Source organism: Terribacillus saccharophilus (assembly GCF_002272745.1).
Lineage (GTDB): Bacteria > Bacillota > Bacilli > Bacillales > Amphibacillaceae > Terribacillus > Terribacillus saccharophilus_B.
The window spans coordinates 306,647-329,273 of the sequence record NZ_NPBD01000001.1; the positions used below are offsets into that span (position 1 = coordinate 306,647).

25 protein-coding genes, 1 pseudogene and 1 riboswitch are annotated in these 22,627 nt (G+C 41.3%); of the genes and pseudogenes, 21 read left to right on the plus strand and 5 right to left on the minus strand.

Translation table 11 applies throughout. The features are described from left to right. Window positions 1–24: 24 nt before the first annotated feature. The gene (locus CHH58_RS01510; protein ID WP_095233017.1) at window positions 25–402 is read left to right on the plus strand and encodes a DUF2513 domain-containing protein; all 378 of its coding nucleotides are present in this window, start codon (window positions 25–27) and stop codon (window positions 400–402) included. Window positions 403–952: 550 nt separating this feature from the next. Here the strand turns inward: CHH58_RS01510 and CHH58_RS01515 are convergent. Both CHH58_RS01515 and CHH58_RS18135 read right to left on the minus strand, forming a co-directional pair. Further along, the gene (locus CHH58_RS01515) at window positions 953–1,105 is read right to left on the minus strand and encodes a DUF4021 domain-containing protein (RefSeq protein WP_095231102.1); all 153 of its coding nucleotides are present in this window, start codon (window positions 1,103–1,105) and stop codon (window positions 953–955) included. Between the two features lie 74 nt (window positions 1,106–1,179). Beyond that, the gene (locus tag CHH58_RS18135; RefSeq protein WP_141230035.1) at window positions 1,180–1,452 is read right to left on the minus strand and encodes a hypothetical protein; all 273 of its coding nucleotides are present in this window, start codon (window positions 1,450–1,452) and stop codon (window positions 1,180–1,182) included. Window positions 1,453–1,818: 366 nt separating this feature from the next. Between CHH58_RS18135 and CHH58_RS01525 the strand changes: the two genes are divergently transcribed. The 13 genes and pseudogenes from CHH58_RS01525 (at window position 1,819) to CHH58_RS01585 (ending at window position 13,646) form a co-directional block, all read left to right on the plus strand. Then, a complete protein-coding gene (locus CHH58_RS01525; protein ID WP_170937482.1) occupies window positions 1,819–2,292 on the plus strand; it encodes a cell wall hydrolase in 474 nt (157 codons plus the stop codon). Between the two features lie 185 nt (window positions 2,293–2,477). Continuing rightward, entirely contained in the window at window positions 2,478–3,302 is an 825-nt protein-coding gene (locus tag CHH58_RS01530) for an SDR family oxidoreductase (RefSeq protein WP_095231100.1), read from the plus strand. Window positions 3,303–3,787: 485 nt separating this feature from the next. Beyond that, a pseudogene (locus CHH58_RS01535) lies at window positions 3,788–4,328 on the plus strand (PfkB family carbohydrate kinase). A 161-nt stretch (window positions 4,329–4,489) separates the two neighbouring features. Continuing rightward, complete coding sequence (gene allD, locus CHH58_RS01540; protein WP_095235273.1) at window positions 4,490–5,527, plus strand: ureidoglycolate dehydrogenase; 1,038 nt, start codon at window positions 4,490–4,492, stop codon at window positions 5,525–5,527. After that, window positions 5,508–6,527, plus strand: a complete 1,020-nt coding sequence (locus tag CHH58_RS01545; RefSeq protein ID WP_095233013.1) for a zinc-binding alcohol dehydrogenase family protein — start codon at window positions 5,508–5,510, stop codon at window positions 6,525–6,527. The genes allD and CHH58_RS01545 overlap by 20 nt, the downstream gene beginning before the upstream one ends. Window positions 6,528–6,538: 11 nt before the next feature. After that, window positions 6,539–7,177, plus strand: a complete 639-nt coding sequence (locus CHH58_RS01550) for a bifunctional 2-keto-4-hydroxyglutarate aldolase/2-keto-3-deoxy-6-phosphogluconate aldolase (protein ID WP_095261907.1) — start codon at window positions 6,539–6,541, stop codon at window positions 7,175–7,177. After that, window positions 7,174–8,250 (plus strand): mannonate dehydratase, encoded by a 1,077-nt coding sequence (gene uxuA / locus CHH58_RS01555; RefSeq protein ID WP_095261908.1) that lies wholly within the window; start codon window positions 7,174–7,176, stop codon window positions 8,248–8,250. The genes CHH58_RS01550 and uxuA overlap by 4 nt, the downstream gene beginning before the upstream one ends. Further along, window positions 8,247–9,083 (plus strand): SDR family oxidoreductase, encoded by an 837-nt coding sequence (locus CHH58_RS01560; RefSeq protein WP_095233010.1) that lies wholly within the window; start codon window positions 8,247–8,249, stop codon window positions 9,081–9,083. Before uxuA ends, CHH58_RS01560 begins: the two co-directional genes overlap by 4 nt. A gap of 138 nt (window positions 9,084–9,221) precedes the next feature. After that, the gene (locus tag CHH58_RS01565) at window positions 9,222–10,241 is read left to right on the plus strand and encodes a LacI family DNA-binding transcriptional regulator (RefSeq protein ID WP_095261909.1); all 1,020 of its coding nucleotides are present in this window, start codon (window positions 9,222–9,224) and stop codon (window positions 10,239–10,241) included. A 166-nt stretch (window positions 10,242–10,407) separates the two neighbouring features. Beyond that, window positions 10,408–11,676 carry an MFS transporter gene (locus CHH58_RS01570; protein ID WP_095231129.1) on the plus strand — a complete coding sequence of 423 codons (1,269 nt, stop codon included), beginning with the start codon at window positions 10,408–10,410 and terminating at the stop codon, window positions 11,674–11,676. 566 nt (window positions 11,677–12,242) lie between these two features. Further along, window positions 12,243–12,698, plus strand: coding sequence for a MarR family winged helix-turn-helix transcriptional regulator (locus CHH58_RS01575; RefSeq protein ID WP_095231093.1), 456 nt, complete (start codon window positions 12,243–12,245; stop codon window positions 12,696–12,698). Further along, complete coding sequence (locus CHH58_RS01580; protein ID WP_095231092.1) at window positions 12,695–13,339, plus strand: nitroreductase family protein; 645 nt, start codon at window positions 12,695–12,697, stop codon at window positions 13,337–13,339. The genes CHH58_RS01575 and CHH58_RS01580 overlap by 4 nt, the downstream gene beginning before the upstream one ends. Before the next feature lie 13 nt (window positions 13,340–13,352). Continuing rightward, a complete protein-coding gene (locus CHH58_RS01585; RefSeq protein WP_095231091.1) occupies window positions 13,353–13,646 on the plus strand; it encodes a putative quinol monooxygenase in 294 nt (97 codons plus the stop codon). Between the two features lie 22 nt (window positions 13,647–13,668). On the opposite strand, the gene CHH58_RS18845 is transcribed toward CHH58_RS01585, so the two are convergent. From CHH58_RS18845 to CHH58_RS01600, 3 genes are all read right to left on the minus strand, one after another. Continuing rightward, window positions 13,669–13,896: a GNAT family N-acetyltransferase gene (locus tag CHH58_RS18845; protein WP_095261910.1), complete on the minus strand. Its 228-nt coding sequence runs from the start codon at window positions 13,894–13,896 to the stop codon at window positions 13,669–13,671. Continuing rightward, window positions 13,896–14,363, minus strand: a complete 468-nt coding sequence (locus CHH58_RS01595) for a hypothetical protein (protein ID WP_095261911.1) — start codon at window positions 14,361–14,363, stop codon at window positions 13,896–13,898. The genes CHH58_RS18845 and CHH58_RS01595 overlap by 1 nt, the downstream gene beginning before the upstream one ends. 171 nt (window positions 14,364–14,534) lie before the next feature. Next, entirely contained in the window at window positions 14,535–15,305 is a 771-nt protein-coding gene (locus tag CHH58_RS01600) for an arylamine N-acetyltransferase family protein (protein WP_095261912.1), read from the minus strand. A 94-nt stretch (window positions 15,306–15,399) separates the two neighbouring features. Beyond that, a riboswitch (guanidine-I (ykkC/yxkD leader) is annotated at window positions 15,400–15,496 on the plus strand. Between the two features lie 38 nt (window positions 15,497–15,534). Between CHH58_RS01600 and CHH58_RS01605 the strand changes: the two genes are divergently transcribed. The 7 genes from CHH58_RS01605 to essB all read left to right on the plus strand — a co-directional run bounded on the left by CHH58_RS01605 (window position 15,535) and on the right by essB (window position 22,598). Next, the gene (locus CHH58_RS01605; protein ID WP_095233006.1) at window positions 15,535–15,873 is read left to right on the plus strand and encodes a DMT family transporter; all 339 of its coding nucleotides are present in this window, start codon (window positions 15,535–15,537) and stop codon (window positions 15,871–15,873) included. Continuing rightward, complete coding sequence (locus CHH58_RS01610; protein WP_038559616.1) at window positions 15,873–16,187, plus strand: DMT family transporter; 315 nt, start codon at window positions 15,873–15,875, stop codon at window positions 16,185–16,187. Before CHH58_RS01605 ends, CHH58_RS01610 begins: the two co-directional genes overlap by 1 nt. 348 nt (window positions 16,188–16,535) lie before the next feature. Beyond that, window positions 16,536–16,832, plus strand: coding sequence for a WXG100 family type VII secretion target (locus CHH58_RS01615; protein WP_095231087.1), 297 nt, complete (start codon window positions 16,536–16,538; stop codon window positions 16,830–16,832). Between the two features lie 180 nt (window positions 16,833–17,012). Further along, window positions 17,013–20,549, plus strand: a complete 3,537-nt coding sequence (gene esaA / locus CHH58_RS01620) for a type VII secretion protein EsaA (RefSeq protein ID WP_095261913.1) — start codon at window positions 17,013–17,015, stop codon at window positions 20,547–20,549. After that, on the plus strand, window positions 20,524–21,021 hold the full coding sequence (essA, locus tag CHH58_RS01625; RefSeq protein ID WP_170937484.1) for a type VII secretion protein EssA: 498 nt from the start codon (window positions 20,524–20,526) through the stop codon (window positions 21,019–21,021). Before esaA ends, essA begins: the two co-directional genes overlap by 26 nt. Window positions 21,022–21,031: 10 nt before the next feature. After that, entirely contained in the window at window positions 21,032–21,286 is a 255-nt protein-coding gene (locus CHH58_RS01630; protein ID WP_095261914.1) for an EsaB/YukD family protein, read from the plus strand. A 43-nt stretch (window positions 21,287–21,329) separates the two neighbouring features. Then, on the plus strand, window positions 21,330–22,598 hold the full coding sequence (gene essB / locus CHH58_RS01635) for a type VII secretion protein EssB (protein ID WP_095261915.1): 1,269 nt from the start codon (window positions 21,330–21,332) through the stop codon (window positions 22,596–22,598). The last annotated feature ends 29 nt before the right edge of the window (window positions 22,599–22,627 follow it).

The window sequence follows — 22,627 nt, forward strand, 5'->3', positions numbered from 1 at the left end:
AGGCAGAAATAATGGATAGAGGTGATGCAGTTGAAACGGGATATGTCTCTTATTAGAAGTCTCTTATTGGATATTGAAGCAGAATTCACAGAGGGAGGTTTCGCACTGGAAGTAACAGAGGAAGATGAGTATTCCGAGGAAGAAATGAATTATCACCTGCAGCTGATGAAAGAAGCAAAGTTAATCAAGCTGGACATCGTTCTTGATGAGGAAGAGGAAGAAGAGGAACTGCTCATTTATGGCCTGACATGGGAAGGGCATGAACTGCTGGACAGTATCAGGGAAGAGGAAGTATGGCAGCAGTTGCTCGTGAAGCTGAAGCGGGAGAAGGGCAGTATGCCGTTTTCTGTATTACGTAAACAGGCAGCGAAAGCAGCAGAAGCATTTTATGCTTCTGAATAAAGCTAACCGGACTGTGATTGAGTGCAGCAGATACGGAAAAGCTTAATGTCACATTACTCAAACAAGTAGGAGCCAAAAGACTAAGTGAAAACTAGCAACTCTTTTGGCACAATGTTGAATTCGAAATAGCTATCTTTGTAATAAGACTGGAAAAGAACACAATGTTTATGATTTTTTTGTAAAAAAGAAGTTTTAAATTACAGCCAACTTGGCAAAACAGAAGTATCAAGAATATGGGAGGGTTGGGTATGCTCTGCATCTTTTCCGCTGCGAGGGACAAGTTCCGGGAAGACTACCAAAAACAGCAACAGACGGCTAAGCAAGGCGCTAAGACTGATACTGCCGCTAAGAAATAAGAAAGAACTGCGCACTTATAAAAAGCGGATGCTAAGTAAAGACTATTAGTAAAAAGCAAAAGAGGTGCAGGCAGGTGCGCAGTCGGTCTACATTCATCAAAGGGTTTATGCTAGGGATTGTCATTGCTCTGGCAGTATGGTTCGTCGTGACTTATATAGCTTCCAAATTTATCTGATATAGAAAAACACAGCTTTTAAAGCTGTGTTTTCTTTTGCTTGTGGGCGTTGTTTTCATATTCTGTTTCCGGATGACCGTATTCGCCATTCATTGCTTGCTCATCTTGATCTAAACCAATTGCTTCTGCTGATTCATCACGCTGATTCGATTTATCCTGTTTCTGCTGCATCTATCCCACCTCCTGCCGATAGTGTGGCACTTCTGGCGGTAATTATGTAAGGACAGTCAAGCTGTCCCTCTATTTCAACGCTGTTGAGTGGAATAGTAATAATTGTTGTAAGGATAAGGTGTCGGGTATGGATAAGGAACAGGATAAGGCACCGGATAAGGAGCGTTATATCCATATTTATAACCATAGCCAGGACCGCTTATTAAAGCACTGCCAAGAAGACCTCCGGCAAGCCCGCCGATGAATGGTATAAAAGCGAATCCGAAGCGCTGATCCTCTTGGTTCGTTCTATAATCTGTCGTATAAGTTGTTTGTCCATATGGATGCGAATAGTGTGTGTAGCTCATAAACATTCCTCCTGTCCCTTTACTGTATGCACAGCAGTCTAGGGAAGGGTGGGCAAGTATCTTGGCGAAAGAGAAAAGATTTCCAAGCTAGAAACTCATTGGCAGGACTAGTTTACAGACAGGAACATAAACTAGTAGAGACATCTTCATGTTTGTTAAACAAGGTGACTGGGTAATAAGCGTTATGGACTGATTATGCACATACATAACGAAGAAAAGGACTTGATTATGCAGAAACTTCTTACGCTTTTTTTATTGGCTTTCTTTTTTGTCAGTAACCTATGTCTGGTTTTATACCTGCCATTAAAGGATCTAAAACAGAATGTCTATCCTGCAAGAGTTTATGCGGATGAAAGAACCCAGCCTATGCTATCAGATAAGGATACACATTCGGTAGACGGACCAGCCGCCATAGTTTTAACCGATAGAGATGATCGGAAAACGGACTTGGCAGAAGCAACGATTGAGCAAAAACAATATACAGCAAAAGAAATCGAGCTGCTCCAGAGATTGGTTCAAGCTGAAACGAGTGGAGAAGACTATCCAGGCAAGGTGGCAGTGGCTACTGTTGTACTTAACCGTATCGAAAGTGATGAGTTCCCTGATACTATCCATGATGTAATTATGCAGAAGGGTCAGTTTCAGCCGGTAAGCTCGGGAGTTATTTGGCGAAGTGAACCGACCGATGAAACTGTACAAGCAGTGGCGGATGCATTGGTACAAAAAGACAATATGCAAGATATCGTCTGGTTTATGAATCCGGAAACAGCTACTACAAACTGGATAGCGGAAACACAGGAGCATGTGGAGCAGATTGGCAATCATGTATTTTACCGTTAATACGGACAAATTCATTAATTAATATTTAACTGTGCGTGATCTCGCGTCGTTAAGTTGGTAATAAGCACTAATAGAAAATTTGAAACTGAAGATTATCAAAATACTGTGGTGGCACTAAAAGTATGTTTTATCTCTCCTATGACCGGTAAAACATTAGGGGAGCATACTTGAAGGAGTTGTTAGCATTGGGAAAATTAGATAATCGTATAGCAGTCGTAACTGGTGGAGCTACTGGTATTGGACGAGCGACTGCTTCTTTATTTGCAGAAGAAGGAGCTACTGTGCTAGTAGCGGATATAAAGAAAGACGAGATGACAGATTTGGTAGAATCCATTCAATCAGCTGGAGGAAAAGCAGAAGCCTATGAGATAGATGTTTCTGACGAAGATAGTGTGAGACTATTTGCTGATCAGGTGAAGGATTCATATGGAAAACTAGATGTACTCTTTAATAACGCTGGAATCGATCAGGAAGGCGGCAAAGTACATGAATATCCAATTGAATTGTTCGACAGCATCCAAAAGACAGATCTGAGGGGAACCTTCTTGATGAGCAAATTCCTTATCCCGCTTATGTTGGAAAATGGGAAAGGCTCTATCGTGAATAATGCTTCTATGAGCGGCAGTTTCGCGGATCTTGATAGATCTGGTTATAATGCAGCCAAAGGTGGCATCATCAACTTTACAAAAGCAACTGCCATTGATTATGGCAGACAAGGAATCCGGGCAAACTCTGTTTCGCCAGGTACAATAGAAACGCCCTTAATTGATGAATTGTCAGGATCGAAAGAAGAAGAGCAAGGAAGAGCGTTCCGTGAATCAAATAAATGGCTTGCTCCGATGGGCAGACTTGGTGCGCCAGATGAAATTGCCAAGGCTGTTTTGTTCCTTGTGTCAGATGATAGCTCCTATATCACTGGACAGGACTTGATCGTTGATGGAGGACTAACAGCTTACACATGGCCCGGTAAAATGGTGATGGATGACAGCTGGAAAGAGACGACGCAATAAGAGTGGGGCGATTAGAAACTGCTCCCATTTGAGAAGTGGTAAAGAAAGAATTATATACAAACAGTCGATCACCGATATTGAATTCGGAGATTGGCTGTTTTTTTGTTGGATTCAAAAGTTGATTTCAAATCGTCTTCTTTGGCAGAGTAGCTACGATGGTGGTTTCAGTAGGCTCTGTGTGCCTTTATTTTGCTTATACGGTCACTGAAATCCTAATAAAATGTATCGAAATGCAACATAATGTTCTTGATATAGTTTAAAGATGCCTCTATAAGAATCGAAATCTTTTAATAAAACGGGTGGTTATTTAAAAGAAAAAATATTTAATTGATATTTGAAAGGGCTTTCATTTATACTTTTACTAAACCAGTTTACAAAACCGATTTAGTAAAAGTGACTCCAATATTTATAATGAATTTGCAAGTAGTTAAATTAGAAAAAGGGGGAATGTTTGTGCATACACACTTTTGACATTAGGCGATGCCATGATTACTTTAAACCCTGAAGAAACTGGACCGTTACGTTATGTAAGCAATTTTGAACAAGGTCGGGGGAGCTGAACTTAATTTTGCGATCGCCTGTGCCAGACTTGGGTTGAAATCAAAGTGGATCAGCCGTTTAGGGAATGATATATTTGGCCGTGTTATCTACAACTTTGCAAGAGGAGAAGGACTGGTTATGGACGATGACCAGTTTGTGGAGGGACATCCAACTTCACTCAACTTTAAGGAAATTCGTGAAGACGGTTCTGGTAAAAACGTATTATTACCGCTATCAATCATCAACAATACCTGGTATGAGGAAGACGCTTATGACGTCAAGCCTGTGGACGCTGTGGGAGCTGGAGATGGATTCGACGCTGGTTATATATACAGCCTGCTCAAAGGAGAATCTAACTATAACAGACTAAAATTCGCAAATGCAGTTGGCGCTCTTGTGACCACAGTATCAGGTGACAATGAAGGACTACCTTATTTAGAAGAAGTGATGCCTTTTATAAATAAAGAAAGTCTTATAAAGAGATAGCTAATGATAACTACTGAAAAAGAGAGAAATTACTTAGTAAGAGTTTGCGAAATCTATCATTCTGCTCGACACAGCTATTATAGATAGTTTTACTGTAAGTTAAAACATGGAAATGCTTCGTGAAAATCGTTCGAATTAAGAGTGAGTGGGAGGCAAGTAACATGTCAACAGTAGTGATTGAAGCGGAAAAAGTAAAGGAGCTTGCAAGCAGGAAATTGAAAGAAGCTGGCCTGAACAGTATTCATGCTGAAAAAGTGGCTGAAGTTTTGGTTCATGCTGATCTTCGAAATGTTAATTCTCATGGTGTGTTGCGCACAGAACATTACGTGAACCGTCTGAAAGCAGGAGGGATTAATCCTGACGCCCAAATCTCATTTAAAGCGACAGGACCTGTAACAGGGATAGTAAATGGTGACGATGGATTTGGACATGTGATTGGCGATGTGGCCATTGATCATGCTATAGACATGGCAAGACAGAGTGGAGTAGGCATGGTTACAGCTATTAACAGCAGCCATTGCGGAGCATTAAGTTACTTTGTTCAAAAAGCGGCCGAAGCTAACCTGATCGGGATTGCCATGACCCATACTGACAAAGTGGTGGTTCCGTTTGGGGGCAGTTCTCCCTTCTTCGGAACAAATCCGATTGCTTATGGTGTTCCAGCCAAAAAAAATAAGCCTTTTATCTTGGATATGGCCACCTCCAATGTAGCTTTGGGGAAAGTCATCCAAGCTCGTGAGGAAGGAAAAGATATTCCGTCTGGCTGGGGTGTGGATGAAAATGGCGCACCAGTGACAGACCCGAACAAAGTCGTTTCCCTCTCCCCGTTTGGAGGTCCAAAAGGGTATGGACTTGCTGTCATTGTTGATATTTTTTCAGGTTTATTAGCAGGAGCGGCTTTCGGTCCTCATATTTCCAAAATGTATGATGACTTAGATCAAAAACGTAAACTGGGTCATTATTTCTGTGTCATCAATCCATCATTCTTTACCGATACCAATACATTTCTCGAACAAATGGACAGGATGATGGATGAGCTTAAACAGGTTCCGCCCGCACCAGGTATTGAGCGTGTATTTGTTCCGGGAGAAATAGAACAAATTCATGAAGAAAATAATACGGAGAACGGAATTAGAATCGCCTCAAGCGTTTATGAATACCTGACAGGGGAGATCAAAAATGAAAGCATTACAAGTTAAAGGTCCTCGTGAATTAGCTGTCATTGAGGCTGAGCTTCCTAAAATAAAGAGCACTCAGGATGTATTGGTAAAGGTTAAAAGAGTTGGGATTTGCGGATCTGATATGCACATTTATCATGGGACGAACCCGCTTGCAACCCTTCCGCGCGTTGTTGGGCATGAAGTTACGGGTGAAGTTGTGGATATTGGAATCGACGTAAAAAATGTCGGAGTAGGAGACCATGTCGTAGTTGAACCAATTCGATATTGCGGAAAGTGTTATGCGTGCCGCAAAGGCCGACAAAATGTATGCGCTTTATTGTCTGTATTCGGTGTACATGAAGATGGTGGAATGAGAGAATGGCTCGTTCTTCCAGAAAAGCAGCTGCATGTGGTGGACTCTGAACTTCCTTGGGAAGAAGCTGTAATGGCTGAGCCGTACACGATCGGTGCACAGGCGGTATGGAGGGGAAGTGTCGCCCAAGGGGACACTGTTTTGATACAAGGAGCAGGACCAATAGGGATTTGTATCTTGAAGCTGGCAAAGCTTCAGGGAGCAGCAGTTCTGATTACGGATTTAAGTGAATCCCGTCTTGATTTTGCGAGAGAGAATGGTGCCGATGTTACAGTAAACGCAGCAAAAGAAGATGTGAGGCAGCGAGTTTCCGAATGGACAAATGGAGAGGGTGCAAATGTAGTGATAGATGCGGTCTGCCTCCCATCCACCTTTGAACTGTCCTTAGAAGTGGTATCAGAAGCGGGACATGTGGTTGTTCTTGGCTTTGACGAGAGATCCTCTTCTATTTCCCAGCTGCCGATTACGAAAAAGGAAATAACTATAACTGGTTCGAGGCTGCAAACTTACCAGTTTCCCAAAGTAGTGGATTTATTGAATAGCGGAAAGCTCAGGGAGAACGGTTTGATTACACACACTTTCACTCTCGATCAAGTACAGGAAGCTTTTGATTTCATTGAAAACAATCCTGATAAGGTAAGAAAAGCAGTTATCATATTCGACTAAGGAGAAATAATATGATTGCTAAACATTCAATCTTAGCCCGTATTTCAGAATTGAAAGTGGTAGCTGTCATTCGTGGCAATACGGCAAAAGATGCTATTGAACTATCAAAAGCTGCCGCTGGTGGGGGGATAAAAGCAATTGAACTGACATATACAACCCCTAATATCGATCAAGTGTTCAGGGAGTTAGCGGGAACAAAAACGCTTCTTGGAGCCGGTTCTGTTCTAGATCCTGAGACAGCGAGGTACGCCATTCTTTCTGGCGCCCAGTTTATTGTAAGTCCGTCTTTGAACCCTGATACCGCTACAGTATGCAACAGATATGGAATTCCTTATCTACCAGGGTGCACGACGATCAAGGAGATGATTCAGGCGCTGGAAACAGGGTGTGATGTTATCAAGCTATTTCCTTCCAGCCAATTCTCGCCATCGTTTATCTGTTCCATTAATGGAACACTTTCAAATGTGAAGGTGATGCCTACAGGCGGTGTAAACTTGGATAACATAACAGAATGGTTGAAGGCAGGGGAAGTTGCAGTGGGCATTAGCAGCGACTTAAATAGAGCCTATCAAGATGGCGGGTATAATTCGGTTGAACTATGTAGTGAGTATCACAATAAAGCAAATAAAGCTGCTGGAGGTGTAGCATGAACATCACATTTCGTTGGTATGGAAGAGACAATGACACTGTCCAACTCGAACACGTCAAACAAATTCCAGGTGCTAAAGGTATTGTCTGGGCCCTTCACCAAAAACCAGTAGGGGAAATATGGGAAAAAGATGAGATTAAAGAAGAAGTCGAATACATTCAATCATTCGGTTTTCACGCAGAGGTTGTAGAGAGTGTAAATGTCCATGAATCTATCAAATTAGGCAATGAGGAAAGACTGTACTATATTGAGAACTACAAGCAGACGATCCGTAATCTATCGGAATTAGGGGTTAAAGTGATTTGTTATAACTTCATGCCGATATTTGATTGGACACGAACGAATATGTTCCATCCGTTAGAAGACGGTTCCACTGCCCTATTTTACGAAAAAGCTAAAGTTGCAGATCAAGATCCCCAGGATTTGATCCGTACTGTGATGGAAGCTTCGGATCTTACTCTTCCAGGTTGGGAGCCGGAAAAAATGGCAAAGATTACTGAGCTCTTTGAAGCCTATAAAAGCATCGATGAAACCAAGCTATGGGATAATCTAGCGTTTTTCCTGAAAGAAATTTTACCTGTTGCGGAAGCTTCCGGCATCAAAATGGCTATCCATCCGGATGATCCACCATGGTCGATTTTTGGTCTTCCACGAATCATTACTGGGGAACAAAGCTATGAAAAATTGATATCTATATCCGATTCTCCTGCCAACGGCTTTACTATTTGTACAGGGTCCATGGGAGCAAATCCGGAGAATGATATGGTCCAGGTAGCAAGAAAATATGCGTCACGTGCACCATTCTCCCACATTAGAAATGTGAAAATCTATGATAATGGAGATTTTGTGGAGACTTCCCATTATACGCAGGATGGTTCCATCAATATCAATGGCGTTGTAGCAGAGTTAAATAAACAAAACTACGATGGATATGTAAGACCAGACCATGGCCGACATATATGGGGCGAGAAATGCAGACCAGGTTATGGGCTTTACGATCGTGCGCTTGGAATTATGTATTTGCTTGGATTATGGGATGCATATGATGCAAGGAAGTCAGGTGAAAGCACTTGATACCAATTCATGAAAATTTAAAAGGGAAAGTGGCAGTTATTACAGGCGGGAGCGGTGTCCTCTGCTCCCAAATGGCCATCGAGCTTGCTCGACAAGGCGCGAATATAGCTATTTTGAACAGAGATGCTAAAAAAGGTCGGGATGTGATTGAAAGGATTCAGACATCAGGGGGTACTGGTATCTCCGTGAAAGCTGATGTTCTAGACAAAAGTTCTATGGAGAAGGCACGCGAAGAGATTTTAGAAACTTTTGGGCAAGTGGACTTCCTAATCAATGGAGCTGGCGGAAATCATCCTGATGCTGTTACAAACACGGAAACATATCAAGATGAGGCTACAGGGAAATCATTCTTCCATTTAGATGAAAATGGATTTTCTAAAGTGTTTGCGACCAACTTTACCGGCTCCTTCATTTCCAGTCAGGTATTTGGAAAGGATTTATTGCAGGCAAAGGCACCGTCCATTTTGAATATTTCTTCCATGAGTGCCTATGTACCAATGACAAAGGTTCCAGCATATAGTGCGGCTAAATCTTCCATCAATAATTTCACGATGTGGATGGCGGTTCATTTTGCAGAGACCGGTCTAAGAGTAAATGCCATTGCTCCAGGCTTCTTCTTAACGACACAAAACCGGAACCTTCTTGTAAATGATGATGGGAGCTATACGGTTCGCTCCAACAAAATCATAAACGGAACTCCTATGAAGCGATTCGGGAAACCAGAAGATCTGCTTGGGACAATGCTCTGGTTGCTTGACGCCAGCTATTCCGGTTTTGTTACAGGTATTACTGTACCTGTTGATGGAGGCTTCATGGCTTACTCAGGCGTATGAATAAATTGATATTTTTGAAAAGTTAATCATTCATCATTTTAACGTGCTTGCTTCTGCGCTATAATAACCAAGAAGTAAATCTTACTACTAAAACACTTTATAATTGTAGAACCGAACAAATCAGACGAGGTTGACAGAATGAGACCAATAACAATCACAGACGTGGCGAAGCAAGCTAATGTATCTAAAAGCACTGTATCGCAATACCTGAACAAGCGGTACGAGTATATGAGTGAGAAAACACGAAAAAAAATCGAATCCGCTATAGAAGAATTGAATTATCAGCCTAATATTGTAGCACGAAGTCTTAAACAAAAATCAACTTTCACAGTTGGAGTTATCGTAGCGAATATCCTCCATACATTCTCCACACATGTGATCCGGGCAGTTGAGAATTTCTTTCAAGAAAAAGGGTTTCAAATCATTGTATGTAACGCGGATGACGAACCTGAAAAAGAAAAGAAGTATATCGAAATGCTCAGAGCAAAACAGGTGGATGGGATTATAATCTTTCCAACAGGAGGTAATCTGGATCTTTATGACCGCATGCTCAATGATAATTTTCCGATTGTATTCATGGACAGAACCATCAAGGACATGAATATTGCAACAGTCATGCTTGATAACCATCTGGCATCTAAGCTGGCTGTAGACCATTTTGTTGATAAAGGCTACGAACAAATAGCTATACTTACTACTTCTGTTATCAGAAACATTAGTCCAAGGGTGGAAAGAATCGAAGGATACAGAAATGCTATCGTAGCCCGTGGACTGCAAGTAAAATCAGAGTATATAAAAACAGCTGATGTTGATCAAATTGTTCTTGCATTAAAGGAACTCTTCCAACTGAAAACTCCACCGCAAGCTTTGCTAGCTGGTAATGATATCGTGCTTATTGAAATACTGAAATATATAAAAGAACAGGGATTGAGAATTCCCGAGGATGTAGCGGTTATTGGAATTGATGAAGTTCCATTCGCCAATTTCTTCACTCCTCCCATCACTACAGTATCTCAACCGGCAATCGAAATGGCAGGCAAAGCAGTCGACTTATTGCTGCAGCAAATGAATAAAGACCTGGAAGTAAAGGACAAAAGCGTCTGCCGCCTAAAGCCAAGTCTTCTAGAACGGAACTCTTGTCTTTCCTTAAAGAAATAAGGGCTGCTGCGCCCCTTTTAACTCCGCAAGTAAATCGGTTTACTATCCATACCCCTAAGTGGGGTTATGGACGTAAAGTAAAATCGTTAATCCAAAAATGTAAGCGCTTTACTTGATAAAAAAACAAAGAACGTTACAACCCCAGGGAGGTAAATCCATGAAATCATTGTTTACTAAAGGGAAACTAGCCGTCATGATTTTGTTGTTTTTTGCCGGGATCATTAATTACCTTGACCGTTCTGCTTTGTCCATTGCAGCACCGTTCATTACTGAGGATCTGGAACTTACCGCTACTCAAATGGGGATTATTTTCAGCAGTTTCTCCGTCGGTTATGCGATCTTTAACTTTTTGGGGGGGGTAGCTGCCGATAGATACGGTGCTAAACTCACTTTATTTGTAGCTATGATTGTCTGGTCTATATTTAGTGGGGCCATTGCACTTGCTGTCGGATTCACCAGCTTAATCATTATCCGCATCTTGTTCGGAATGGGGGAAGGCCCTCTTTCCGCCACTATTAATAAAATGGTGAATAATTGGTTTCCATCTGACCAGCGGGCCTCTGCTATCGGACTAGCCAACAGCGGAACTCCGTTAGGTGGCGCTATAGCCGGTCCGATAGTGGGCTTCATTGCCATATCATACAGCTGGAAATTATCCTTTGTCTTAATAATGATTATCGGTTTTATATGGACGATTATATGGTGGAAAGTTGTTAAAGAAAAGCCAGCTGAGACTGCCACAGAGAAAAAGGATATTACTACAGAAGCAGCTCCACGAGAGAAGAAACCATTAACCTTCTATTTAAAACAAAAAACGGTCTTGTTCACTGCATTTGCTTTCTTTGCATATAACTATATTTTGTTCTTCTTTTTAACCTGGTTCCCTAGTTATTTAATAGATGCAAGGGGAGTCAGCGTTCAGGAAATGAGTATAGTCACAGTCATTCCCTGGGTTCTGGGTTTTATCGGCCTTGCTGCCGGAGGCTTTGTTTCTGACTTTGTATTGAGAAAGTTTGCTAGAAAAGGCGTCCTGTTCTCCCGTAAAGTAGTATTAGTTACATGTTTACTCGCCTCTGCAATATGTATCGGACTAGCTGGTCTTGTTACTACAACGTTTAGTGCTGTGGCGTTAGTTGCGTGTTCAGTATTCTTCCTATACCTAACTGGTTCTATTTATTGGGCAATCGTTCAAGACGTTGTTGACCAAAGTAATGTTGGTTCTGTCGGGGGCTTTATGCATTTCCTTGCCAACACAGCGGGTATTATCGGGCCAACTCTTACTGGTTTCCTTGTTGATAGATCAGGCACTTACACTGCAGCATTCCTGCTGGCTGGCGGATTAGCAATATTCGCTTCCCTTGCTGTTATTCGATTTGTTCGTCCGATTAAAGGGAGCATTGTTACAGGTAAAGATAAAACGATTGCCGGAAACTAAACTCCATAAAATGTAAGATGGAAAGGTTTTCTTTATAGTTAGTAAACATAAAGAAACCTTTTTCCTTTTTAATGTTTTGTCAGGATCAACTTAAGTTAAGGGGCAAGGGCCATGATAAAACAACATTGTATTGGGGATATAGTGAATGACCCAAATAAACGTAAAACATTTCCAGTAAAAATCCTTCAGATTGGGAAAGGCAACTTTCTGAGAGGCTTTAGACCTCACCTGAAAGAGGCAACATAAAAGTAATGGTTGAGTTACCATAATGAAAAAGCTGGGAGACGAACCTCCAGCTTCTTCATATTCATACATATGGCGAAAATAATAAATCTTCGGGATTAAATGTATCCTCCGCATGACGCTTATGCTGATTTAGTAGATGAAAATAAGTCGAAAGATCTCTCAAAAGTCCTAAACATAAAAGGACTTCACAGACTGGAAATGGTAAAAAGTCTGTCTCCCTCTATTTTTATTTGAGCAAGCTTATTGACATGAGTCATGCTTGAGTATATGATTGACGTATCAATTATTGATGCATCAATTATTTGAAAGGGGTTATGTCGATGACTGCTTGTTCCGTCCGTTTACAAATTTTTCTGCAGCTGCAGGCAGTAAACAAGGAGCTTTGCTCGAAGTTTGAATCTTGCTTAGGGGCCAGCACTTCCCGTGTGGAGATTCTGCATTATCTGCTGCAGCATGAAGAAGTGTCCCAGTCAGCGTTGCAAAAGGAAGTCAATATAGATGCTGCCGCTGTTACCAGACATCTGAAGCAGCTTGAGGCTGCTGGTACGATCGTACGCTATAAGAAAGCCGATGATCAGCGCGCTACATGGGTGAAGCTGGAGGAAGAAGCGAAGCGTCATATCGAGCAATCCTATCAGGAAAAAAGCCAATTTGTGAAAGAGACGTTTGCAGGCTTTTCAGAGGAAGAGCTAGAGCAATTTTTAAAAATGCTGAGCAAAGTAAGTGTAAATGTCTCACATGTTACAAAGAATCAGTTTGGAGGAGAAACTAAATGAACGAAACACCACTATATAATAAAGAAGCTTTCCTGCAAATCGTTCAGGATCGACGTTCCATCCGTACCTATGATGAAAACGTGAAAATCAGTAAGGAAGAAATGAGCGAAATGCTGTCCGTAGCAACTAAAGCGCCATCTTCCGTTAACTTGCAGCCTTGGCGATTTGTTGTTATTGAAAGTCCGGAAGCAAAAGCAAAGCTTGCACCGCTTGCTAGATTCAATCAGCAGCAAGTGAAAACTTCTTCTGCAGTAATCGCGGTTTTTGCTGATATGAATAATCTTGACTATTTGGAAGAAATCTATGGAAAAGCGGTGGAGAATGGTCTAATGCCGCAGGAAGTCAAAGATCAGCAAGTTGTTTCTATCCGTAAATTGCTTTCCGGAATTTCAGAACAAGGGAACAGAGAATCAATCTTGATCGATGGCGGTTTAGTTTCCATGCAGCTGATGCTAACTGCGAAGACATATGGTTACGATACTAATCCGATTGGCGGGTTTGAGAAAGATCAAATCGCAGAAGCATTCGATTTGGATAAGGATCGTTATATTCCAGTCATGCTGCTTTCTATCGGGAAAGCAGCAGATGCAGGCTACAAATCCTACCGGATGCCGGTAGAACAAATTACAGAATGGAAATAAGGAGAGAGAAACTATGATTATCATCCACGCTAGAATGTCAGTTAAACCAGAGAAAAAAGAAGAATTCCTTCAAGAAATTGAAGCAGTTATGGAAGGAAGCCGTGCTGAAGCAGGTAATAACAGCTACGACCTATTCCAAGATCCAAAAGATGCTAACAGCTTTGTTATGGTGGAGAATTGGAAGGACATGGAGGCTGTCCAAGCACATAACACGAGCAGCCACTTCCAAAAATTCAGCGCAGCTGCCAAAGAAATGCTAAGTGCACCACTGGCAGCGGATGTTTATCAAGGTGAGAAATTGAATTAATTGAAAAGGATGACCATCATGGTCATCCTTTTTCTTTTGTGTGTAATTTTAATGGAAGTATTCTTTCGTAGAATTCAATTGGTCCTGCTTCGGAGATGATAAATTCACGGAAGCTTTGTTCATTTACATCATGGAGAGCAGACAGTACGAGAGAACGGCCATAACCAGAATTTCTGCAGTCCTTCCTTACTCCCATCGGTCCGAATACTACTCTGCCTGCATTTTGTTTCTGATAGCAGCAGAAACCAATTAACCGGCTATTCTCCCGCCCACGATCAAGACAACTCCATTATTTTCAATGAGCATCTTCTGGACTTGTTCTGTCCAGCGCAAGCCAAAATGCTCTTTTACAAAATCAAGGATCTCCTTTTTCTCAAATACGGAAGCAGCTTCTGCATGTTTTGGAAGATATGAAGGCAAAGTTGGTAAAGGTAACGTGACGAGCAAGTCATGTGTTGTACTAACAAGCTGCAGAATATCCTGCCACGATTCTTTATCTGAAAGAGAAGAAAGGATACCTTCCAACACATGAGCTTCTGTCGTAACCACTTGATTGAACTTTTTGGCACGTGATACTCCGAATTCAATAGCCTTATATAAATTGTCAGATAGAAGATGTCCTTTATAAAGCGTAACTTTTAATCCCTTATCTAGTTTATTCATGGAATCTATTAGCGCAGCCTCTGCATTAGTTTGAAGCAGATAGTGGTTTACCACTTTCTGAATAATGCCTTCTTCCTTCAAGTAGAAACCAAAAAAAGCTGAGCATGTAATGGGTGAAACTGTTTGCTAGGCTTGTTCGAGTATTCGTATTAAGTGTTTGGAATCTTTCATGTACAGTCTCCTTTGTATCAACTGACTACGAATTTGAACAGTACGGCAACTGTATTATGGTCTTTGCATACGGAACGTACTATGAAGCAATTCTGCATATTCTTTCTCGTCTATTGTACGCTTAATGGGTACACCAGTGGAAGAGACAGTGAAGGAAGCAGCTGTTAAAGTGACATGTCCGTCTGCTGTCCTTTTTGTAAGCAATGGTGACTTATTAAAAGGAGAAGCAGAATGTGTCTCAATAATCTGCTGCATTTGCTCCAGTTCGGTCATGTCAGTTATCCGGTTATTTTCTGAGAAACCATATCCAATGCGCCAATCGTCGTCTCGTCCGGCTAGTTTTAATTCCAGCATATAACCTTTTTCAGCAGGCTTAATACGGAATTGGCCATTAGCAGTTGTCATAACTTCTCCTGACAAAGGTAGTGGAGCAAGTGGTATATTAGCGCCAAATCCGGCATCAACAATAAATTCCTCCCCATGATGCTTCAAAAGGATAGTAACATGGGTATTACCAGTAACACTCCAGTTATTTGCCTGCTGATCGTAAATACAGGCAGATACTAAGCTAACATCGAGTCCATATTCTTCTAAGAAATAATAAAGAAGCGTATTTAGTTCATAACAAACACCGCCTTCGTTGCGGATTAGGATTTTTTCCTGCAGACCTTCTTTTGATAGAAGACTTTTATTTTTATCGATAATCCGTAAGTTCTCAAATGGTATTGCCTGAGCGAATTGTTGTAATAGAATTGGCAGAGTTTCGAAAGTCACTTCGACATTCATATTAATCCGCTGCTTAAATAGGGCTTTAAAAGATTGCATTGTAATTCCTCCTGACTTAGTTAGTATAAATACTTTGTCTTATAATTGCTTGCATCGTGCTTTTGTATCCTTTATAATTGCCAGATGAATATGGCAGATAGTTTTCTAGGGTTCCGCAGCTCCAAGCTGGTCTGGTCCGAGAGAAAACGCACAGCAATGCTGTGACACGGAAGGATAAAAGCCTGGGAGATTTCTATCTCCCAGGCTTTTTTGATTGGAGGAAATGAGTATGACAAAACAGTGGCTTAGCGTCATTCTGGCAGGAATAATTGAAGTTTTATGGGTTATCGGGCTAAAGCACGCAAATAACACACTTGAATGGGCTGGTACGATTATCTGTATCTTACTTAGCTTTTATTTGATGCTGCAGGCAAGCAAGCATATGCCTGTCGGAACCGTATATGCGGTATTCGTCGGTATCGGATCAACGGGTACCGTTATTGTGGATATGTTATTTTTCGGCGAACCTTTCAAACTGGCAAAGGTCGCATTAATTGCCGTTCTTTTATTGGGTGTAATTGGTCTTAAACTCGTAACTGGAGACAAACAGACGGAGGAGGGTGCTTGATGGCTTGGATTGTGCTTATTATCGCAGGTATGTTTGAAGTGCTTGGTGTGACAATGATAAACAAACTTAATGAAAAGCCTAGCTTCAAGAACATCAGCATATTCATTCTGGGATTCGCGGGAAGCTTTGGCTGCTTATCCTATAGCATGTCGTACCTGCCAATGGGGACTGCTTATGCTATTTGGACTGGTATAGGAACTGCCGGAGGAGCTATCGTCGGGATGCTTTTCTTCCAGGAATCGAAGGATTGGAAGAGACTTGTCTGTATTGCGATGATATTGGCTTCAGCTGTAGGATTGAAATTGATCGCTTAAAAGGAGGAGCATGTGGAGACGCGTGCTCTTTTTCTATTTAATTGTAACTGATATGCACATGCTTGAGTTTTGTTACATAAGTGTAAAAACTCTTTTTTACTACAATTCGTCCCAATTTTGCAAAAAACCTCAAATTACCAGTTTATAAGACTTTTATAATGGTACTAAATTATTTATTTTCATAAACCGGGATATAAGCCTGGGACTTACCGCTTAATTTCTGGAAATCGTTTCATACTCCGTTGACTTTAAATTTTCCTTTCTTTAGGATTTATGTGAGAAGGTATTGGGTATACATTTATTGGAATCACTACAACCTTCTGTAAAATTAAATGAGGAGCTGATCAAATGGCCGGACAAATTCGTATGACCCCGGAGCAGTTACAAAGCCACGCAAAAAAATATGGTACTAGTTCTTCGCAGCTCGACCAAATTCTTTCAGATCTATCTACTTTGCAAGAACAACTTCGTTCAGAGTGGGAAGGTAGAGCCTTCGATCGCTTCGATGATCAATTCGTACAGCTAAGACCGAAAGTTCAAGAATTCTCTCAGCTTATGCTGGACATCCAACAACAGCTTGAAAAAACAGCTCAAGCAGTACAAGAGCAGGACGAAGCACTATCACAAAACTTCGGATTCAGATAAGCACCCATCTGGCTGCTGTTTGACCGTCGCATGACACGACAGGGTGGGCTGCATGACGCATGCGTTATGTGGCCCAATTACTGTAAAAAGACAGGTATTTGTGTGCCATGCACTTTTGCCTTAATCCTTACTTGAAACCACATATTATGCAAACTGGAGACACCAGGAGTTGAGAATACATTGAAAAAGTTCGATAAAAGATGGATTTTATTCTTAGTGCTGATTGTACTGTTAGCGTCTGGTTTATCTTACTTAACCTTACACCAGGAAACGACGAAGACAGCAGTACAGCCACAGACACAGAATATGTCAGTAGCACTTGTCAATGAAGATCAAGGATCCACGTTCAATGACACCGAGCTTGCTTTCGGGGATGCCTTTGTCAGTTCGGTTAGTGAGAATGAGAACCACGAGTGGTTCGTCGTAAGTCGGGGAGTTGCGGAAAGCGGCTTGAAGAATAATACATACGATATGATGATCGTAATTCCTAACGACTTTTCGGAGAAATCGCTGAATATAACAGCAGAGGCACCTGAACAAGTAGTGCTGCAGTATAAGATTAATGCATCTAAAAATCCGCGTTTGAAAGAAGAAGCGGAGAAAACAGCAAGTGATATCTTAAATGATTTTAACAGAAGAGTTATTGATGTGTACTTTGCGAGCATCATCGGAAATCTGCAGAATGCGCAGGATAGCATCGGTCAGATGGTCAACCGTCAAGCGGCATATACGAATTCTTATAACTCAAATGTGTTCCAGCCATTATCCGGCTACACCGATCAATTCGGTATGGTAAGAGAAAATACAGAAGTGTCAAAGGATAGCTTTACAAGTTTCGGTGAGCTGTTGGCTTCTTATGAAGATCAGCTGGTTGACGAAACTCAGCTTGGGGAAGACTTCGTGAGTAATCTGGACGAAGTGATGAATTTAAAGGAAACGAATAATACGGATCTAGTAAACTTCCAGGATCAGATCAATCAATTCAGTCAAGGATTGACAGCCGGTGAAGTGGACCAGCGACTGGATCAGCTAGTTGCTACGAATGAGGCAATTAACCGTCAATTCGCAGCAAGTCAGCAGAATGCTGTTGATACGGTCATGAACCGTCCAGTAACATCTTTAAATACGACTAATATCTATTCAGGTTCTGTCTCCTTACAGCAGCAGCTGCAGGATTCCTCTGAAAGAGTTGCTGCCCTTCAGCAGGATATTGATGCTTATCTAACGGAAAGCAATGAGCAATTCAGGGCTAAGGTCGGGGATAGAATTAGAAAAACAATTGAAGAAGAACTTGATGAAGATCAGTATTTGAATATCAATATGCTGTTCGAAGACCCTAATCAAGTTGCTCGAAACAGAATCAACCGCGCTATAGGTAAGCTGCCTTCTTTGAACACGGATGATTTTCGGGATGTGGGTTTACCGGATAGCACAGTAAAAGAGATTACCAATGTCATTCGGATGACTGAAAAATATCAGAATGAAATTAAGAGTGTCAATATTGATAAGGACCCTTCTCCAACATTGAAAGATGAATTTGAGAGATTGAATAAAAAGCTTAAAGAAGGAATCCTTGTTTCAGATTCTGTAGAGATTCCGGAAAATGACACCGAAGAAAGTAGTTTTAAACTTCAAGTACCCAAGAACTTCACTGCAAAAAGTATCACATTGACTTTATCAGATGGCAGAACAATTTCATCCGATGGCGGCGAAATTAAAGTTCCGCATACGGATGGAAGGTTCAACGTTGAAGCAACATTACAGTTGAATGAGGGTTCATTTGATGTATATAAACCAGTCGAATGGTCTTGGAAGTTGATATCAGAGAAGCATAAAGTAGAGGAAAAGAAGCCAGAGGAAAATGTAGCATTTCAGACTGGTTCCAGCAATTTACTTGGCAGTATCCAAATAAAGAATGATCCTGTTCCAGATAAAGAGAATACTCAAAAAGAAACTAATAATGAAGAAAATGAGGACAAGGACATTACTGAAGGTAATGATTCTGGAACAGAAGATGAGGATCAAACTGATTCAACACCAGCAGAAGGAGAAGAGTCCTCTGACAATCCATCCAATGAACAAGGGCAAAATCAAGATGGAACAGAGGACAATGATAATCCTGAAGAGAATCAGAACGAGGATAATAATCCAAATCCAAATCCAGGCGAAGATAAAGGTGACGACGAAGGAGATAATGAAGAGGATCAAGAGAAGCCAGAACCACTTATTATCAAAACAAATGAAATACAGCATAAGATAATGACTCCAATTGAAGAAATGGACGATACAACTCAAGTATTAATTAATACTGTTGATAACACAATTTCTTCTTACCAAGAACTGGGCTCGCAATACGAAAGCTATTTTGGCTTCGGGCTACATGGACTACCTGATAATTTCGGTTCTGAAAGCTTAATCAATCTAGCTAGCAGGGACTCACTTTATTATTTATTCAACAAAAAAGACATCAAGGATTTACTCACCGACTACATGACAGGCCAAATTACTGGCAGCGTCACAGAACAGCTTCAAACACCAGCAGAAGCTTTCCGTCAGCAAGTCGGCGACTACCAATCACGGGTACAGCAAGCTATCGCAGATGCTGATACATTAACTGGCCAAGTTGCTGCAACAACAGAGCAAGCAACTGTCTTAAATGACAATGTAAGTCAGACATTGGAAGATGTGACTGCGTGGCGTGATCAAGTGCTGGCACTTCTAGATGGGCAGACGGAGATTCAAACGAATGCACAGGGTGAACAGGAAGCTGTCCTGACATTGGGCAGTGAATTCCAGCCGCTTCTGATGTCGAGCCAGTCATTAGCTGAGCAAGCACAAAGCAATACGAATACAGCTGATCAAGTTTATGAGACATTTGACACCATTGATACACAAGCGAGAGAGATTGAACAAAGTGGTACTGGACTAGTGAGCGATGCGGAAACGCTTGCTTCCAATCTGACTGACAAGCTGTCAGATGATCAGAACTTCACTGAGAACTTCACTGAAGTTTTGGCAAACAGCCGAGTCGGTGATAGGCAGAACGAAAATTTATATGATTTCCTTTCCAATCCTGTCCAAACAAGCAATGAAGGTACGATTGCAGCTCAAAGTGAGACAATTTTCACGCCTTATTATCTAGTGCTGATTAGTTTCATTGTCGTTCTCTTCACGGCTTATGTCATCTCAACTTTGCATATGAGACGAAAACAGGATGACCAATTTGCATCTGATACGTCACTGATGGTACAGCATGCACCAATTACAATCATTACAGCTGGTATTGGGCTGCTGGAAGGTATAGTCATTGGAATTGTATCCAGCTACTATTTGCCAATTGACGATTTGAATAAGCTTCAATTGACAGCTGTTATGGCACTGCTTATTACGGCGATGCTGATGATAGCAACATACTTGTTAAGACAAATGAAAATGATCGGGATGTTTATCTTGCTTGCGATATTCAGTCTGTATCTATTCTTTACAGATGCGATCGGTACTGCAAGCACAGCATTCCCGACAATTGAGAAGTTTTCTCCTCTGCAGTACATGGAAACATTTATGCTTCGTATTGTAGAAGGCTCGGTTAACTACGTTGTTGCGATTTTTGCACTGGTTATCGCAGCAGCTATTGGTGCCCTTGCCAACCTATTGGTCATTAGCCAATCGGATAAAGGAGTAGATAATGCCGATGACAACCAAACAGAAGCTGGTTGATTTGGCGTTCATATTTACCATTATTCTGCTGATACTTCTACCTATAGAAGTATCAGCAGAAACTCATTCTGATGAAAATGAACGCGGAAGTCTCCAGATGCAAATCGACCGTATACAAAAGGAAAAAGATGTTGGGGCAGATACCCGGGAAACAGAGAAGGAAAAAGTTTTCCCGGGACTGTTCAATGACGAAACAACGGATGATATACAGCAAAAAGCTGAAGTGAAAAGGGAAGATGTAGAAGCATTGCAAGATAGTGTATTTACACTCGATATCAACCAGCAGGCACCATTAGAGGAAGTGCAGGATACCTTGTTTACCGCAGACTATACCTCGGAAGCGGCCAGCGGTCAAAAGGCAGAAGATCAAACGGAGACGGATTCCGGAAACGGAGTACTTTACTTCTTAATCGGGATAGCGCTCGCGTTATGTATCGGCTTATATATGATGATGCGAAAATTATTAGACTAGGAGAAAGACGATGACCAACACGAAACATATTAACGTCACGATGGACCTACAATCTGTCAGTGGAGAGGGATCAGTCTATGACTTACGTATTCCCACTCAATTGACGGTGAAGCAGCTGCTTCATCATGTGATGGATACATTGCATATTGAATCAAATAACATCCATTCCACGATCAAGATCGTGACCAAGCATCTTGTCCTGGCGGATGATGACTATCTAAGAGACTATCCAGTCACAGATGGCGATGTACTAGTAGTCTTGTAATATAAAGAGCCATCTGTGCTAATTGTGAAGGAGCCAGCCAAACATGAATGAGAGAAAAATAGAATTGGATAATGCTACATATACTCTGCAGCAGGATAAACAAGCAATCCGGATAACAATGCCCAAATCCCAAACCACGGTAAAAGGTAACCGGCAACTGTATTTAATGCATCAACCTTCCGATCAGTTTGTGCCAATGGAGGTACAAGAAGAGGAAGATACTTTAGCATTCATCTACAACACCAATCCCAATCATAAAAAGTGGTCTGACATCCAAAAGCTGCGTCAGGATGATAAACTGCGTATTCTGAGCAATATTGGCAAACTTGAACGCTACCTTTCCAGCCGGATCACGTTTTTCCTTCATCCTGACAATCTCGTCTTTGATGAGAATTTGATGCCACAAGTGATCCACCGCGGTGTCCGTAATATCGTACCCCCATTCGATATGCAGTCAGAGACATTCCTTAAACAATATAAATGCTTGAGCATCGCCATGTTCTCTAAGAAGTATTCCTTCGATCAGCTTTATCATGGTTCCCTTGAGAATGCAAATGAATCAGATTTTGAGAAGAAGATCCAAAAGCTTGAGACGATCAAAGCCTTAAGACAATTCCTGCAAGAGAGCTATGCAAAAGAACAGAAAAAAACAGATAAGACGATGAGCTTCTTACCCACGAAACGTTTTAGATTATATAAACGTCTATCCATCATCATGATTATCCTAAGTGTTTTGCTGGCTGCACCCCTTATTTACTTAGCGCTGATTAAGGACCCTTTCCAAGATAAGCAATTGGAAGCGCATGGCGAGTTCCTGGCGAATAATTACAATGACGTTATTTCAACTTTGGCAGAAGAAGATCCGGAAAAGATGCCGAGCCAAACAAAATATACACTGGCGTACTCCTATATTCAGGTAGAAGCTTTATCTGACGAAGAAAAAGAATCAATTTTAAAGAATGTGACACTGAAAAGTGACCAGGATTATCTGCTTTATTGGATTTACAATGGCCGTGGTGAATTGGATACATCCTTGGATAAGGCCAAATATATCGACGATCCGCAGCTGATTATCTACGGATTGATCAAGAAAATCGAACAAGTGAAGAACAATCCGGATCTATCTGGAACGGATCGAGACAGACAAGTTGAAGATCTCCAAAATCAGCTGGATAAAATGCTTGAAGAATATAATTTAGATCCTCTTGGTGAGGAATCAGAGACAGAAGCAGCCCCTGATCAGGAAGCTGCATCAGAGGAACAGCAGAACGCACAAGAAGAAAATAATGATGAGAATAAAGAAGAGAAATGATGTCTGTCTGCGATGGATGGAGTGCATAG

Bases quoted from the DNA above. Each gene is read 5' to 3' on its own strand.
- CHH58_RS01510 (WP_095233017.1), top strand. From the start codon at position 25: ATGCAGTTGAAACGGGATATGTCTCTTATTAGAAGTCTCTTATTGGAT.
- CHH58_RS01515 (WP_095231102.1), bottom strand. From the start codon at position 1,105: ATGCAGCAGAAACAGGATAAATCGAATCAGCGTGATGAATCAGCAGAA.
- CHH58_RS18135 (WP_141230035.1), bottom strand. From the start codon at position 1,452: ATGAGCTACACACACTATTCGCATCCATATGGACAAACAACTTATACG.
- CHH58_RS01525 (WP_170937482.1), top strand. From the start codon at position 1,819: ATGCTATCAGATAAGGATACACATTCGGTAGACGGACCAGCCGCCATA.
- allD (WP_095235273.1), top strand. From the start codon at position 4,490: ATGTCAACAGTAGTGATTGAAGCGGAAAAAGTAAAGGAGCTTGCAAGC.
- CHH58_RS01545 (WP_095233013.1), top strand. From the start codon at position 5,508: ATGAAAGCATTACAAGTTAAAGGTCCTCGTGAATTAGCTGTCATTGAG.
- CHH58_RS01550 (WP_095261907.1), top strand. From the start codon at position 6,539: ATGATTGCTAAACATTCAATCTTAGCCCGTATTTCAGAATTGAAAGTG.
- uxuA (WP_095261908.1), top strand. From the start codon at position 7,174: ATGAACATCACATTTCGTTGGTATGGAAGAGACAATGACACTGTCCAA.
- CHH58_RS01565 (WP_095261909.1), top strand. From the start codon at position 9,222: ATGAGACCAATAACAATCACAGACGTGGCGAAGCAAGCTAATGTATCT.
- CHH58_RS01575 (WP_095231093.1), top strand. From the start codon at position 12,243: ATGACTGCTTGTTCCGTCCGTTTACAAATTTTTCTGCAGCTGCAGGCA.
- CHH58_RS01580 (WP_095231092.1), top strand. From the start codon at position 12,695: ATGAACGAAACACCACTATATAATAAAGAAGCTTTCCTGCAAATCGTT.
- CHH58_RS01585 (WP_095231091.1), top strand. From the start codon at position 13,353: ATGATTATCATCCACGCTAGAATGTCAGTTAAACCAGAGAAAAAAGAA.
- CHH58_RS01600 (WP_095261912.1), bottom strand. From the start codon at position 15,305: ATGCAATCTTTTAAAGCCCTATTTAAGCAGCGGATTAATATGAATGTC.
- CHH58_RS01605 (WP_095233006.1), top strand. From the start codon at position 15,535: ATGACAAAACAGTGGCTTAGCGTCATTCTGGCAGGAATAATTGAAGTT.
- CHH58_RS01610 (WP_038559616.1), top strand. From the start codon at position 15,873: ATGGCTTGGATTGTGCTTATTATCGCAGGTATGTTTGAAGTGCTTGGT.
- CHH58_RS01615 (WP_095231087.1), top strand. From the start codon at position 16,536: ATGGCCGGACAAATTCGTATGACCCCGGAGCAGTTACAAAGCCACGCA.
- essA (WP_170937484.1), top strand. From the start codon at position 20,524: ATGACAACCAAACAGAAGCTGGTTGATTTGGCGTTCATATTTACCATT.
- CHH58_RS01630 (WP_095261914.1), top strand. From the start codon at position 21,032: ATGACCAACACGAAACATATTAACGTCACGATGGACCTACAATCTGTC.
- essB (WP_095261915.1), top strand. From the start codon at position 21,330: ATGAATGAGAGAAAAATAGAATTGGATAATGCTACATATACTCTGCAG.